This is a genomic window from Fictibacillus arsenicus (genome assembly GCF_001999465.1).
GTDB lineage: Bacteria > Bacillota > Bacilli > Bacillales > Fictibacillaceae > Fictibacillus > Fictibacillus arsenicus.
This window is the reverse complement of sequence record NZ_MQMF01000002.1, coordinates 787,692-802,205: the sequence shown is the minus strand read 5'-3', so window position 1 is coordinate 802,205 and position 14,514 is coordinate 787,692. Positions and strand designations below refer to the sequence as shown.

Here is a 14,514-nt window from a genome sequence, read left to right as displayed (position 1 = left end):
AGATAAGTCCAAAGCCACTCCTCATATTAAAAAACACAAAATTGCCTAAGAGCCCATTCCTTTTTAAGGAGTAGTGCATCTAATATGTTGAGGTTTAATGACAGTTTAGAACAGAACAATAGGAGGGCTTTAAATGAGCGAATCGAAAGATAAATCTAAATCCAAAGATAAACATAAGAGTAGTAAGGTAAAAATCACCACCGGTCCGTTTCTGGTTCCGGAAGAAGTCGATTCAGAGCTTCAAGGCGGCAGGGAAAACGATCGAATCATTATCATTTTAAAAAATCCGACAGACAAATATCTCAAAGTAAAAGTAACACTTGGTGTTTGTCTAGAACCAAGAACACCTATGAGTGGTCATCTAAATGTATATAAAGACATTGAAGAAAAAGAAATTAAATTAGGTTACTTCACTTTAAAGCCCCATACGTGTACACGAATCGAAAGAAATATTCCTCGTGGATTGGGAATAGGAAAAGATGAGAGTAATGCAGTTTATCGCGTAACGGCAAAAGGTGATTTCAACGTTAGTTCGGATAAAAGTACAGTACTTTGCGGGCTTGCCGAAATTTCGGTCATTGGAGGAAGTGTATTTAATTTCCAAGAAGCCGGTCTTGAGCAGGCAGATCCAGCATTGTTCTTCCCGTACAGCAATTTTGTTGTATGTAATAAGTGCTAGCTGTTTTGAGAATCAGGCGGATGTTGACTCCGCCTGTTTTTTTTTGAAGAAGTGTAACGGAGGGGCCAGAATTTGGCGAGGAATGACATCTCGTGGATAAACGATAAAAACTTTTGGATTCAAAGGCTAAATTTCTGGATTGAGCACCGAAACTAGTGGATTCATGTTTAAAACTTTAAGATTCAGGTTCGCAAAATATACCCCTGGGCGCACCGTGTGAGGACCAGTTTCGAGGTTCGAAACTGCACGTTATTAAGTATATCTTTTAAAAGGATAACGATTTTATCTGTAGAAGACTTATCATAGGTCAAAATATGGTAAAGGAGTACCAATATGTACGAACTGAAAACAAAAGTGAACGATAACAGTGTCATCGAGTTTATTGAAAACGTAGAAAATCCAAAAAAGCGGGAAGATGCTTATAAACTGTTAGATATTTTTACTGAGACGACCGGTTTTGAGGCAAAGATGTGGGGACCGAGCATTATCGGGTTTGGATCATATCACTATAAATACAAAACAGGTCATGAAGGGGATGCAGCGCTCGTTGGCTTTTCGCCGCGCAAAGCGAAGATCAGTCTCTATTTTGCACCCGGAGACCCGAACCGGGAAGAATTGCTGAACAAATTTGGCAAACATACGACCGGAGCAGCTTGTGTGTACATAAATAAAGTAGATGATGTTGATGTTGAAGTGCTTAAGAAATTGATCCAGCAGTCTGTTGCCTTTCTACAGAAAACATATCCGCAAGAATAAAAGGAGGTAACCTTGAAAAAATCAAAAACATACTCTTTTTCAAACAGCGGCTTTGCGGTGGGTATGGCGATTGGTATTGCGATCGGACTCGCTCTAAAAAACATCGGCATTGTATCGCTATAGGGATCGTGTTCGGTATTGCCATATCAAGCGGAAAAGGAGCCCCTTTAAGGACTCCTTCTTTTTATGATTTAAAATCAGTGTTTGTCTCTGCAGCCGCACTTTTTCTTCTTTTTCTTGCGCTTTTTACATTTTAAATGAACCCAGCTTGAAGAAGAAGAGGACTCGCATTTGTCCCAGCAATTGTTCCAACCCATTAAAATCACCCCCGCTATTGTCACAGCACCTTAACTTTAGCGCTGGTACTATATCATATGCGGGAGGGGACAAGTTGTTTAGACGGATGAAGATTTTTTGTGAAATATGCGATTGCCTCCGTTGGTCATGGTTTTTATAAAGTCTTGCAAAAAAGCGTTGTAATCAAACCAATTTGCAATATGATCAACTGCATCAGGTGGTTCTTCTTGAGGAGCTCGTGGTCTAAAGTCTCCTTGGCTGAGTCCTTTTGTATCGTCCATGTTGATCGAAACCGATGCTTTTCTGTCCACATAGCGTACTTTATCTGGATTGGTCAGCGCAAATAATGGCAATACATCATGTATGGGACTTCCTTCAATTCCGGGTACCAGCTTTTTATACGCTTCGTTATAGAAATCAAAGATCGGTTTAATTAAAGGTGAAAAAGAATTATAGTTTGCAGAAGATATTTGCGTGATGGTTTCAGGTTTGATGATTGCATAGTTTGTCACGTTCAATGGAAAGATATAGACGTTCCTAGCTTTATTGAGTACTAGATTTGATGCAATTGCATCGCCATGAAAGTTTGCTTCGGCAAGAGAGGTGACATTCCCCGGAACCAGAAAGGCACCTCCCATAATATAAAAAGCTGAAACCTTATGCATTTGTTCGTCGCCGCCTAAAATAAATGCCGTTGCTAAAGAGGTAGACCTTCCAACATCGACGATAACCAGGTTGTTCTCATAGCGTTTTATGATTTTAAAGATCTCATCAAAATTAAGAATCTCACGCGGAATCGTATTTGGCGGCTGGATCGGTCCGAGGCCTTCTTCACCGTGAATTTCAGGATAATAGATGGCGATCTCGCCGCTAAAAGGACTTCGTGCACCAGCGATTATTGGGATGTCCGGCCGGTTCGCAAGCTGCAAGAGATACGCGATATTTTGAGTGGCTTGCTGCTGAGGCACGTTCCCGTAACTTGAAACAATGCCCACCACATTTATTTCAGGATTAAGCAGTGCATACATGATCGCGAGCGAATCATCAATTCCAGGATCACAAAACAATAACGTATTGTACATAGGTGTGCCCCCTCTCAACTATAAATATATGCATCCAAACAATGAAATTAACTGTTGAAAATTTGAAATTTATTTAAATAGGTGAATGGTCTGACAAACGATTATCAGAATAGGTGACCGTTAGAAAAACATGCTATGATAAAACAAAATCAGAGGAGTTGAGTGAAAATTGAAACAAGAGATCATTGATAGATTTACTTCTTATGTAAAAGTAGACACACAATCAGATGCCAGCAGTGAATCTACCCCTTCAACACCTGGGCAGCTGACTCTAGCAAACTTGCTCGTAGAAGAATTGCAGCAGATCGGCATGGAAGAAGTTACAATTGACGACTACGGCTATGTGATGGCAACACTTCCATCTAATTCGGAAAAAGATGTACCTGTGATCGGATTCTTGGCACATGTGGATACTGCGACTGATTTTACAGGAAAGAACGTCAAGCCGCAGATCGTTGAAAACTATGACGGGGAATCAATCATACTAAACAAAGACTTACATATTGAACTATCACCAAAAGATTTTCCTAGTTTAAAAGATTATAAAGGTCATACGCTGATCACAACTGACGGCACAACGCTGCTTGGTGCAGACAACAAAGCTGGTATTGCAGAGATCATGACGGCAATGAAGTATTTAATCGACCATCCAGAAATCAAGCACGGCAAGATCAGAGTGGCGTTCACACCGGATGAGGAGATCGGCCGCGGTCCGCATAAGTTCGATGTGTCTGCATTTGGCGCTAAATTTGCCTACACGATGGACGGCGGGCCTCTTGGCGAGCTGGAATATGAAAGCTTCAATGCGGCAGATGCGAAGATTAAAATTCTAGGCAAGAACATTCACCCAGGCTCCGCTAAAGGAAAGATGATCAACTCTGCTAAAATCGCGATGGAGCTGAACAGCAAGCTGCCTGCCGACGAGGCACCTGAACTTACGGAAGGTTATGAAGGCTTTTACCATCTGCTTGGATTAAAAGGTGACGTCGAAATGACCGAGATGGCTTATATCATCCGGGATCATGACAAGGAACTTTTTGCGAAAAGAAAAGCGAAGATGCAAGCGATCGTTGATGAACTTAAAGAAAAATATGGCAATGACAATATTCAACTGAAGATGGAAGATACGTATTACAACATGAGGGAGAAGATCGAACCTGTTAAAGAAATCGTAGACCTCGCTTACAAAGCGATGAAGAATTTAGAGATCGAACCAATCGTTAAGCCAATCCGGGGCGGAACGGACGGGTCTCAGCTATCTTATATGGGATTGCCGACACCGAATATATTCACAGGCGGGGAAAACTATCACGGCAGACACGAATACATCTCAGTCGATAACATGATCAAAGCGACTCAAGTCATCGTCGAACTCGTTCAATTGTTCGAACAGGAAGCATAAAACAGACGGAAGCTAATCATTTCATGAAGTGGTTAGCTTTTTTATAGTATACAGGGGATGAATGACGCTTGCAGAAGGCTGAAAAGGGAATAATCACATAAAAAAGCCACATCATCACATAATTATCGAGGTTCATTACATAATTTACCTTTTGTTGGTAATGACGTTTTGGAAAATTCTAAAAATACCTGTCATTTAAACGGAAAACTTATTATAATATAAATACATAAATAAACTAATCAGTCGGTTTTAGCTTTTAACAATAAACGAAGGAGGATCTACATGGAATCCTATTTTTTTGAAAGAAATCGTAACAGATTGAAAGCATTGCTTCCAGATGAATCGCTCACGATTCTTTTCGCTGGAAAAGCACCTCAAAAATCTGCAGATGAGGACTATGCGTTCGTACCGAATCGCAACTTTTATTACTTAACGGGAATTAACGAGCCTAAAGTAATTCTGATGATGAAAAAGAATGGTCAAACGTTTGAGGAAACGCTTTTTATCGAAAAAGCGGATCCGGTAATGGAGAAGTGGGTCGGTAAAACCGTTTCAAAAGAAGAAGCGGAAAACATCTCTGGAATCAAAGACATTAAATATGTAGATAGCTTTGAATCTTTTGTAGCAGGAAACTTCTTTACGAATCAAGCGAAGGAAGTGTGTCTGGATTTAGAGCGCCGCGGGTGGTCAGGTGCACCAACGAGCACATCTCTTTTTGCAAAACACATCCGTGAGCATTATCCGCATGTTACGATCAGCAACATCTATCCTGAGATCTGTGAACTGCGCGTCTTCAAAACAACTGAAGAGATTCAGAAGATTAAAGAATCAATCGAAATCACAAAAGAAGGAATCTATAATGTTCTGAAGAACGCTAAGCCTGGAATAATGGAATATCAGCTAGAAGCACATTTTGATTTCACATTAAAATACAATGGTGTTCGAGATTATGCCTTCAAAACTATTACAGCGAGCGGCAAGAACGCAACTGTGCTGCACTATGAGCACAATAATGCGCAAACGAAAGACGGTGATCTCGTTCTGCTGGATCTCGGCGCACAAAAAGACTATTATAGTGCCGACATCAGCTACACGTTTCCGGTAAATGGGAAATTTACAGATCGTCAGAAAGAGCTTTATAACATTGTGTTAAAAGCCCTAAAAGAAACAACAGCAATGATCAAACCGGGCCTTCCATATGCGGATCTTAATGAACATGCGAAAAAAGTGCTTTCCGAAGAGTGCAAAAAAATCGGCTTGATTCAAGAGGACTCTGAAATCTCCAAATACTATTACCATAGTGTGGGGCATTTCCTTGGACTGGATACGCATGATGTTGGGTCATACAAAGACCGCGTGCTGGAACCAGGAATGGTGATCACCATCGAGCCTGGATTGTATATTGAAGAAGAGTCGATTGGAATCCGAATCGAGGATGATATTTTGGTAACAGAAGATGGATTCGAAAATCTTTCAAAAGATATCATGCGTGAAACAGAAGAGATCGAGGAGTTTATGGCGACTCAACGGGCCCATGCTGTAAAAGCATGAAAGTAAAGAAGAGGCAGCCGCCTCTTCTTTTTTGTGGAAATCATCTTCTTTTAAATAAACGCTCAGTCCAACTACTGAAGAAAGTGTCATTCCCGCTGTTTAATGATTGAAGCTTTTGGCCCTTCAAATACCTTTTCATATTGTTCCATAACAAATCAGCTTGTTTGTCTGGGGATTCAGTTTTATTGGATGCTCCACCTACAATAGAAACACTTTCTCCCGCACCAAATAAAATCGGATATTCAGCATTTTGGAGGGTGTCTTCTACAAGCATTGCGCCATTTTCAACAACCGGAACCAGTGCTTGTCTAAATAGAGAGAACTTCATATCCATATTAAAAGAGATCACATCAAAACGGTAGATCTCGCCTGAAAAGCACAGCAGCATTTTTTGCATAGGATCAAACGAGATAATGGTGTCTTCTATAATAGAAACAGAACTTTTTTCACTTAATACTTCTAAATCAATTTGGACATCTTTTTTAGAAGGTGTGATAAGCGTGATTTCGTAATCTTTGTGTTTCTCGTTTATTAGACGTCGAATAATGGATAGATGGGCATGACCACTGCCGATTAATAGAATTTTAGTCAATTTACGCACTCCTGTTAATATATTTCTTATATTCATCATAGTGGTTTTTCTCAATAATCGCGAACGGTTCGTTTTTTTAATACATAAGGATTTCAAAATAAAAGGCTGTTTTCGGAAACTTTGTTGCTCTTGTAAGTAGTTGATTTCCGCTCCAGGTTGCTTCGCTTTCCGCGGGGCGTGCGGTGAGCCCCTTGCCGCTTTGCGCCATTAAGGGTCTCACCTGACCGCTCGTCCCGCAGGAGTCTCGCACCTTCCGCTCCAATCAATTTTTCAATGAACAGAAAGAACAAAAATACTAAAAAGCCAGAATCTTTTAGAAATGAGCCAAATAAAAAAACGTAACAAATATTTTGGAATTAATGTTAGTTATTGGATGGAAAGTGTGGTATTTTACTAGTTGGTGATGAAAAAATGATAATTATTAAAGATCTTTTTGCGAACCTTGCGATACTTATCTCATTGTTATTCTTATATACGCAGGTTTCAAATCGATCTCCGTTAACATCCAAATCCTCTTATAGGATAAAAGCGCAATCTGGGATTTTTGGGGGGATATTAGGAAACGTATTGATGCACTACAGTATTAACATTGGAACGACAATTATTGATCTCCGTCTCATACCTATCATTTTATTAGCCTACTTCGGCGGCGTGGTTCCAACTTTTATATCGATGTTCATGGTCATCGGCGGGCGTTTTTTAATCGGAATCAATATCTCTTCTTATGCTTCATCTATACTAGTGTTTGTGGTCGCGATTTTTTCTGTTTTGATTTCAAATTCGAACTTATCAAAACAGATGAAACAGCTTCTCATGCTGACCTTTATAAATATATCCGCCAGCATCTTGTTCATATATCTCATAGAGGATATTAACTTTCTTATAACTCTGCTGCCTATCTATTGGATTGCTTCATATCTTTCCGGATATATCGCTTTTAATACCGTAACGTTCTTGCGTAAAAGCCAAGAGCTTTTCAATAAGTACAAATCGGAATCTATGATCGATCCATTAACAGGGTTAAACAATGTACGAAAGTTTGATGAAATATTTAACCAAACGCTAGAGGAACTTGAGAAAAAGAATAAAAAGTTATCATTGTTATATATTGATATCGATTTTTTCAAAAAGATAAATGATACATACGGCCATGCAGAAGGAGATGTTGTCCTAAAAGAACTTGGGTATATCCTTCGATCCTGTACAAGAACGTTTGATATCGTGAGCCGAAACGGCGGGGAAGAATTTACAGTGTTATTACTCGATTGTCCGTTAGATCAAGCCGTTCAGATTGGTGAGAGAATAAGGAAAACCGTCGAAGATAAACCATTTGCTTTAACGCAAGGGGGTACGGTTAACTTGACCGTTTCAATTGGAGTATCGTGCTACTCAGATACGACCAAAGAGACGGGTTTAATCATAAACGATGCAGACAAAGCTTTATATGAAGCGAAACGATCAGGGAGAAACATGTTATGTGTGGCCCATTATTAATCACTGACCTTGGGAGGATTCTCAAGGTTTTTTTCTTTGTCAGATAATCTTACAAAAAGGTAGTAATGTTAAGCTTCAAAAATTAAAATGGGAGAAAAAAGGGGTTTGGCTGTGGAAATTATTAATATCAGTAATATCAATGAGTATGTTGAAGAACTTTCGGACCTTTTAATAAAAGTGGTTCATGAGGGAGCATCGATCGGATTTTTACCGCCACTTAAAAAAGACGATGCTGATGCTTTTTGGAGAAGCTGTGCAGTACCTGAAATCATTTTTATAGCAGCGAAAATTGATAATAAGATTGCAGGGACTGTCCAGCTTCACTTGTGCACAAAGCCAAACGGCACACATCGGGCAGAGGTCGCAAAGCTTATGACACATCCAGACTTTCGAAAAAAAGGTATTGCCCGACAGTTAATGAAAGAGATCGAAAAGCGCGCGAAAAAGGAAGAACGAACATTACTGGTGTTGGATACAAGAGAGGGAGATCCATCCAACATTCTTTATCAATCGATGGGCTTTATCGAAGCGGGACGAATTCCAAACTTTGCGCAGTCTGAAACAGGGACTCTTGATACAACGATTCTTTATTATAAAAATATATAATCGAGAGCGAAGAGGGTTTTCTCTTCGTGTTTTTTGATTTGACAATATACCCCGTAGGGTATATGATATGGATAAGAAATAAAGATTTAAACGTTAATTTGACACAAACCATAGAAAGGTGGAGAACAGATTGGAATACCTGAATTATATTCTTTTTGGTCTTATTATATTGTTTATTGCTCAACGTTTAATACCGGCTAAAGGTGTGAAAAATATCTCAACTCAAGAACTAAAAGGGGAACTTAAAGATAAGAAGAAACAATTCATTGATGTTCGTACACAAGGGGAGTTCAACGTATATCATATACCTGGATTTAAGAATGTTCCGCTGCACCAATTAGCACAAAAAACAGATAAGCTTTCAAAGGACAAAGAAGTAATCGTGATCTGCCAAAGCGGTATGAGAAGCCAAAAAGCGAGCAAAATCCTAGTAAAGTCAGGTTTTAAACAAGTAACGAACGTAAAAGGCGGAGTCAGTGCCTGGAGATAAAAAGGAGGAAAAAATGATGAAACAATTAACAGCTAAAGAAGTAGAAGCGAAGTTAAATGAAGGACAAGATGTAAATATCATCGACGTACGTGAAGTAGATGAAGTGAAGGCGCGTAAAATTCCTGGAATCACTCATATTCCTCTTGGATTATTAGAGTTTCGTATGCACGAATTGGATAAGTCTAAAGAATATGTAATGGTATGCCGTTCTGGTGGAAGAAGCGGCCGTGCATGCCAGCTGTTGGACAGCCATGGTTTTAAAGTGATCAACATGATTGGCGGTATGGACGCATATGAAGGAAAGACTGAATAGCTTAAACTTAAACAGAGTGCGATAAGCACTCTGTTTTTTCGTTTCTGTTTAAGAAGAAACTTAGCTGGTTATAGTACAGGTAGAAAGCGGGTGGAAAGATGGAAAAAACGTTGTCCGATTATCTAAAGAAACATATGGTCCGGTTAAATAACCACATAGACCTGGATGCCATTGTAAGTGAGATTGGCGACTCGCGGTATGTTCTATTGGGAGAAGCATCGCATGGAACGTCTGAATTTTACACTATACGTGCTGAACTTTCTAAAAAGCTAATCCAAGAAAAAGGCTTTTCGTTTATTGCTGTGGAAGGAGACTGGCCTTCATGTTATCCGATTAATCGTTACATAAAGGGCTACTACTCAAATCAGCCTCAGTTGGACTTTCTATTAAAACACAGTTTTACACGCTGGCCGTCTTGGATGTGGGCAAATAAAGAAATTCTCGATTTTACAACTTGGCTGAAAAAACATAATGATCAGCAGTCGAGGCAAAAAAAGGTCGGTTTTTTCGGTATTGATATGTATAGCCTTTTTGAATCAATGGAAGAGATTATAAGATATCTGGAAAAGCATGACTCGGAAAGGGTTGAATCTGCCAAAAAAGCTTTTTCTTGTTTTCAGCCGTTTCAAAAAGACGAACAAACTTACGCAATGTCGGCAGGATATCTTTCTGAAAGCTGTGAGGATGAAGTGATCAAGCTTCTTGTTGAAATTCAGACGAATCGGGATTTATACGATGAGGATCCTGAGGGCGGTCTTAGCTTGGAACTTAATGCACTGGTTGCTGCACACGCTGAACAATATTACCGATCTATGGTGAAAGGAGATACAGAAACATGGAACATCAGAGATCGACACATGGCAGAAGCTGTGGAACGGCTGATGGATTTTCACGGCAGTGACGCAAAGGTAATCATTTGGGAACACAACACACATATCGGTGATGCACGGGCTACTGATATGGCTGATGAGGGCATGGTGAACGTAGGTCAATTAATTCGTGAAAACCATGCGCCAGAGGATGTATTTGCAGTAGGTTTTGGTACTCATAGAGGTACCGTGATCGCAGGAGATGAATGGGGGGAACCTTATAAAAAAATTATAGTACCGCCAGCACCACCAGACACTTGGGAAGGGGTTTTTTATGCTGCAGGTGCACATGACCAGATCGTAATGCTGAAACAGCATCACGAAAAACTGCAAGAAGTAAGAGGACATAGAGCCATCGGAGTCGTGTACAACCCTCAATTTGAGCATCTTGGCAACTTTGTTCCAACAAGTCTTTCAAATCGGTATGATGCTTTTGTTTTTATTAACCATTCAAATGCACTTCATCCTCTTTAATTATAAAAAGCTTAATAAAAAATAGACTCGTCTAATTTCATAAAACTTGGGGTATACAAACTATTAAAATTAAGTTTGATATGAATGAGGAGGATACAAGATGAAATGGCGAGGCAGACGCGGAAGTACAAACGTTGAAGACCGGAGAGGAATGGGTGGTAAAGGACTAGCTGTTGGAGGCGGAGTCGGCGGTCTTATCATCGTCTTGATCATAACATTATTAGGCGGGAACCCCGGTGATATACTTAGCGGGATCAACGGCGGAACAGAGGAAAATGTTCCTTATGAAGAAACTGAAAAAGAAAAAGAGGATGCTCAGTTCGTTTCTGTCGTACTAGCCGATACGGAAGACGTCTGGACAGAAGTTTTTCAAGAAGAAGGTATGACCTATAAAGAACCGAAGCTTGTTTTATATACTGGCAGTGTCCAGTCGGCCTGTGGAACAGCGGGTTCATCAGTCGGTCCCTTTTATTGCCCTGGTGACCAAAAGCTCTACATAGACCTTAGTTTTTATCAGGAGCTTCAGAGCAAGTATGAAGCCCCAGGAGATTTCGCGATGGCTTATGTTATTGCCCATGAAGTCGGACATCATGTTCAGACCCTTTTAGGAGAATCACAAAAGCTCCAGGAGATGCGCTCAAAACTTAGTAAAGAAGCTTTTAACAGATACCAAGTTAGGTTCGAACTGCAGGCAGATTATTACGCTGGTGTGTGGGCGAATCACGCGCAGGATATGAACGTGCTTGAAGAAGGAGATCTAGAAGAAGCACTGACGGCAGCGAGTGCAGTCGGTGATGATACCCTTCAAAAGAAACATCAAGGCTACGTCGTTCCAGAAAGTTTTACACATGGTACATCTGAACAACGGAAGAGATGGTTCCACAAAGGATTTAAGAATGGAACCATCGAGGGCGGAGATACGTTTAAAGCGAAGGAACTATAAGAAAATAGTGAACAAAGCTGACCGATTGAGTCAGCTTTTTTCTTTTTAAGAAAATTTCATAGGTTGTATAGTTTGGGAGAACAAATTTAGTAAATGTCCATCTATAAAAGACGCTTTTTATTGATCATTTCAGAATCCCACGGTTATTTGAAATAATCCCACGAAAGTCAGAAGGAATCCCAGGAAAAACTGGATTAATCCCACGTTCATTTAAATAATCCCACAGACCCCATTTATGCCAAAGGATACTTTGGACAAAAGAAAGAGATTCATAAAGCATTGATCTATATCGATAAAGCAGAAGAATTAAAAAAAACTCTCGAAGAAAAGCGGTGGCTTCCATTAATATATGTCATAATAAAGCTACTAACTGATAAGGAGAGATGATCAATGAACGTAGCTCTACTCAGTAAATGGCATGTACATGCGGTAGATTATGCACGCGAAGCAAACGAAAATGAATCGATCTCTATTAAAATGGTCTGGGATGAAAACCCTGATCGGGGAGCAGAATGGGCAAGTGAATTGAATGTTCATTTTGAGCCCAATCTAGATGATGTCTTATCTAACCCTGAGATCGACGGAGTGATCGTGACAACTGCCACCAACCGTCACAAGGACATCATCATCGCTGCCGCTAACCACGGAAAGCATATCTTTACGGAAAAAGTGCTTGCTTTCACGGTGGAAGAGTGTGAAGAAATTTATCAAGTTGTTGAAAAAAATAACGTACAGCTTATGGTCAATCTTCCAAGGCTGACAGAAAGTTTTTATTTATACGCTCAAGAAGCCGTGGACAAAGGCTTGCTTGGGGACATTACATACATCAGATGCCGGGTTGCGCATAATGGGTCAGTGCCATCAAAAGAGAATCCAAAGGGCTGGCTGCCGGAGCACTTTTACAACAAAGAAGAGTGCGGAGGCGGTGCGCTGATCGACCTTGGTGCTCATCCAATCTACTTAACAAACCGTTTAGGCGGAAAAGTAAAAGCCGTTACAGGAAAGTTGAACGAGTTCTATCAGCTGGGTGTTGATGATAACGCGGTGGTGATGGTCGAGTATGAATCAGGTGCGATGGGCATGATCGAAACTGGTTTTCTATCATTCGGAAGTCCGCAGCAGCTGGAGCTTTATGGGACAGAAGGAACACTCATGATCGAGGGTCAGAACGAACGGATTAAAAGCAAACACCTTGGCACCGATGAGTGGATGACTTCAGAAAAGCTGCCAGAACCCATTCATTCCGCGATGGAGCAATGGGTGCAAGCCATCCAGAATGGAAATAAGCCTTCAATTACGAAAGAAGACGTACTTAACCTTACTGCAATTAATGAAGCGGCGGCGATCTCAAGTCAAGAAGGCCGCCGAGTGCTACTGTCTCAGCTCGGAATAAAGCAAGGAATTTAAATACACGAAAAAAGAGCTTGCAATTAAAGCTCTTTTTTCTTTTGACTCTGTTTTAAAAGAGTGTAACTTATGATCACTTTTTTCCACTTCATTGATAAGTTGATTGGAGTGCAAGGTACGAGACTCCTGCGGGACGAGTGTGACAGGAAAGACTCCTTAAGGCGCAAAGCGCAAGGAGCTCACCGCACGCCCCGCGGAAAGGAAGCGCGTGGAACGGAAATTTACTACTTTCAAAAACATCAAAGTTTAAGGAAACACCTTTCTTCTACACAGGTTTGCCTCGTACTAGTGAAACGAGCCAAATGAACACGGGCATGAGCATCCATAGCACCGCATAAAAATCATAGATCGGTGTGAACTCAATAAGATAAGTTGAGCTTGGAAAGATAACAAGAGACACGATATATAACAAAAGTCCGATCGGTAACGTTAAAAGTTTATAATCCTGAACATTAAACACTGAAGCCATTCCTAAGCATAACGCATAAGTCAGAACGACAAGTTTTACAAAAACGGTAATGAACCAGATGAGAGCCATAAAGGCTTCTACTCGCTGGAAAAACTCTCGGATGTTGATCGTTTTGGATAAATCATACGTTGGATAGATGCTTCGTGCGGTTTCAGTGACACCGATCACGAGAATAGAAAGCGTCGCGATTAATATAAGTAAGCCGCCACCAAGGGCAGTGCCGAGCAGAAAGGCTTTTTTCGTCTTTTTCGGCTCATTCACATAAGGAATTATCATTAAAAAGACCACCAATTCCAGAAAAGGAAAAACGATAAACGAGAGTGATGATCTTAGAACTGGTTGGATGCCGTTTTCCATTATAGGCAGTATATTAGTAAACTCGATTTGCGGAAGGAGTGTTATGAATAATACAACGAACAATATCACAATCCAAGGAAGAAACAGTTCAGTCGTTCTTGTAAAAGCTTCTAGACCGAGCTTGACTCCATAAAGTACGACGGCTAAAAAGATAATATGTATGGCTTCTATAGGTGTTTCTACCATCATAACAGTCAGCATGAAATCGCCAATATCCCGCAGAACAAACGTGGATAATATGAAAATATAGAAGGTGAAATAAGAAAATGCAACAGCCTTTCCAATCCATTTTCCGAAGCATTTTTCGAGAATTTCAACAAGATTCATAAACTGAAAGCGTTCAGATATTTTCCAATAAAAAAATACCAACCCTAACCCGGAACCAAGACCGATCAAACCAGCAATCCAAATATCCTGCATCGCTTTTGCTGCAAGAATGGAAGGGATGATTAAAATTGCAGTGCCTACCGTATATAGAGCTACTAATACCGTAAACTGACGCACACTTATTTTGCCATTTTCAAGCATGATAACCACCCCATCCTTTCTTTAAAAAATGCTAATAATCGGCTTTAAGACCGCGGAAATCCAATAAAGAGGTGTAGGGAGAGTTCTACCTGAACTGTGGATAAGCAGTAAAACAAAACCTAAACCTAGAATCCCAAAGTATACCCATAGATCTTTGGAATTTTTGTACTTTTTTAATTTACGTTTATCAATAAGAAGGATAGCT

At 40.2% G+C, this 14,514-nt stretch carries 14 protein-coding genes; 11 read left to right on the top strand and 3 right to left on the bottom strand.

Annotation, left to right across the window (positions count from 1 at the left end; translation table 11 throughout):
* Window positions 1-133 precede the first annotated feature (133 nt).
* Window positions 134-679, top strand: coding sequence for a hypothetical protein (locus UN64_RS11320; RefSeq protein WP_077362724.1), 546 nt, complete (start codon window positions 134-136; stop codon window positions 677-679).
* Between the two features lie 333 nt (window positions 680-1,012).
* Window positions 1,013-1,435 (top strand): DUF1801 domain-containing protein, encoded by a 423-nt coding sequence (locus UN64_RS11315; protein ID WP_077362722.1) that lies wholly within the window; start codon window positions 1,013-1,015, stop codon window positions 1,433-1,435.
* Window positions 1,436-1,830: 395 nt separating this feature from the next.
* On the opposite strand, the gene UN64_RS11310 is transcribed toward UN64_RS11315, so the two are convergent.
* Window positions 1,831-2,814 (bottom strand): nucleoside hydrolase, encoded by a 984-nt coding sequence (locus UN64_RS11310; RefSeq protein WP_077362720.1) that lies wholly within the window; start codon window positions 2,812-2,814, stop codon window positions 1,831-1,833.
* Between the two features lie 169 nt (window positions 2,815-2,983).
* On the opposite strand from UN64_RS11310, the gene pepT reads away from it, so the two are divergent.
* Both pepT and UN64_RS11300 read left to right on the top strand, forming a co-directional pair.
* On the top strand, window positions 2,984-4,216 hold the full coding sequence (pepT, locus tag UN64_RS11305; RefSeq protein WP_077362718.1) for a peptidase T: 1,233 nt from the start codon (window positions 2,984-2,986) through the stop codon (window positions 4,214-4,216).
* 282 nt (window positions 4,217-4,498) lie between these two features.
* Window positions 4,499-5,767 carry an aminopeptidase P family protein gene (locus UN64_RS11300; RefSeq protein ID WP_077362716.1) on the top strand — a complete coding sequence of 423 codons (1,269 nt, stop codon included), beginning with the start codon at window positions 4,499-4,501 and terminating at the stop codon, window positions 5,765-5,767.
* A gap of 40 nt (window positions 5,768-5,807) precedes the next feature.
* On the opposite strand, the gene UN64_RS11295 is transcribed toward UN64_RS11300, so the two are convergent.
* Window positions 5,808-6,359, bottom strand: coding sequence for an NAD(P)/FAD-dependent oxidoreductase (locus UN64_RS11295; RefSeq protein ID WP_077362714.1), 552 nt, complete (start codon window positions 6,357-6,359; stop codon window positions 5,808-5,810).
* A gap of 411 nt (window positions 6,360-6,770) precedes the next feature.
* Between UN64_RS11295 and UN64_RS11290 the strand changes: the two genes are divergently transcribed.
* The 7 genes from UN64_RS11290 (at window position 6,771) to UN64_RS11255 (ending at window position 12,955) form a co-directional block, all read left to right on the top strand.
* Window positions 6,771-7,853, top strand: coding sequence for a GGDEF domain-containing protein (locus UN64_RS11290; protein ID WP_077362712.1), 1,083 nt, complete (start codon window positions 6,771-6,773; stop codon window positions 7,851-7,853).
* An 87-nt stretch (window positions 7,854-7,940) separates the two neighbouring features.
* Window positions 7,941-8,459 carry a GNAT family N-acetyltransferase gene (locus UN64_RS11285; protein WP_077362710.1) on the top strand — a complete coding sequence of 173 codons (519 nt, stop codon included), beginning with the start codon at window positions 7,941-7,943 and terminating at the stop codon, window positions 8,457-8,459.
* A 130-nt stretch (window positions 8,460-8,589) separates the two neighbouring features.
* Window positions 8,590-8,949, top strand: coding sequence for a rhodanese-like domain-containing protein (locus UN64_RS11280; protein WP_077362708.1), 360 nt, complete (start codon window positions 8,590-8,592; stop codon window positions 8,947-8,949).
* Between the two features lie 16 nt (window positions 8,950-8,965).
* Window positions 8,966-9,262 (top strand): rhodanese-like domain-containing protein, encoded by a 297-nt coding sequence (locus UN64_RS11275; protein ID WP_077362706.1) that lies wholly within the window; start codon window positions 8,966-8,968, stop codon window positions 9,260-9,262.
* 98 nt (window positions 9,263-9,360) lie between these two features.
* Entirely contained in the window at window positions 9,361-10,605 is a 1,245-nt protein-coding gene (locus UN64_RS11270) for an erythromycin esterase family protein (RefSeq protein WP_077362704.1), read from the top strand.
* Window positions 10,606-10,705: 100 nt separating this feature from the next.
* Window positions 10,706-11,548, top strand: coding sequence for a KPN_02809 family neutral zinc metallopeptidase (gene ypfJ / locus UN64_RS11265; RefSeq protein WP_077362702.1), 843 nt, complete (start codon window positions 10,706-10,708; stop codon window positions 11,546-11,548).
* Between the two features lie 390 nt (window positions 11,549-11,938).
* On the top strand, window positions 11,939-12,955 hold the full coding sequence (locus UN64_RS11255) for a Gfo/Idh/MocA family protein (protein WP_077362698.1): 1,017 nt from the start codon (window positions 11,939-11,941) through the stop codon (window positions 12,953-12,955).
* A gap of 265 nt (window positions 12,956-13,220) precedes the next feature.
* Here the strand turns inward: UN64_RS11255 and UN64_RS11250 are convergent, their stop codons facing one another.
* Entirely contained in the window at window positions 13,221-14,309 is a 1,089-nt protein-coding gene (locus tag UN64_RS11250; RefSeq protein ID WP_077362696.1) for a GerAB/ArcD/ProY family transporter, read from the bottom strand.
* Window positions 14,310-14,514: the final 205 nt, after the last annotated feature.

Bases quoted from the DNA above. Each gene is read 5' to 3' on its own strand.
- UN64_RS11320 (WP_077362724.1), top strand. From the start codon at position 134: ATGAGCGAATCGAAAGATAAATCTAAATCCAAAGATAAACATAAGAGT.
- UN64_RS11315 (WP_077362722.1), top strand. From the start codon at position 1,013: ATGTACGAACTGAAAACAAAAGTGAACGATAACAGTGTCATCGAGTTT.
- UN64_RS11310 (WP_077362720.1), bottom strand. From the start codon at position 2,814: ATGTACAATACGTTATTGTTTTGTGATCCTGGAATTGATGATTCGCTC.
- UN64_RS11300 (WP_077362716.1), top strand. From the start codon at position 4,499: ATGGAATCCTATTTTTTTGAAAGAAATCGTAACAGATTGAAAGCATTG.
- UN64_RS11290 (WP_077362712.1), top strand. From the start codon at position 6,771: ATGATAATTATTAAAGATCTTTTTGCGAACCTTGCGATACTTATCTCA.
- UN64_RS11285 (WP_077362710.1), top strand. From the start codon at position 7,941: ATGGGAGAAAAAAGGGGTTTGGCTGTGGAAATTATTAATATCAGTAAT.
- UN64_RS11275 (WP_077362706.1), top strand. From the start codon at position 8,966: ATGAAACAATTAACAGCTAAAGAAGTAGAAGCGAAGTTAAATGAAGGA.
- UN64_RS11270 (WP_077362704.1), top strand. From the start codon at position 9,361: ATGGAAAAAACGTTGTCCGATTATCTAAAGAAACATATGGTCCGGTTA.
- ypfJ (WP_077362702.1), top strand. From the start codon at position 10,706: ATGAAATGGCGAGGCAGACGCGGAAGTACAAACGTTGAAGACCGGAGA.
- UN64_RS11255 (WP_077362698.1), top strand. From the start codon at position 11,939: ATGAACGTAGCTCTACTCAGTAAATGGCATGTACATGCGGTAGATTAT.
- UN64_RS11250 (WP_077362696.1), bottom strand. From the start codon at position 14,309: ATGCTTGAAAATGGCAAAATAAGTGTGCGTCAGTTTACGGTATTAGTA.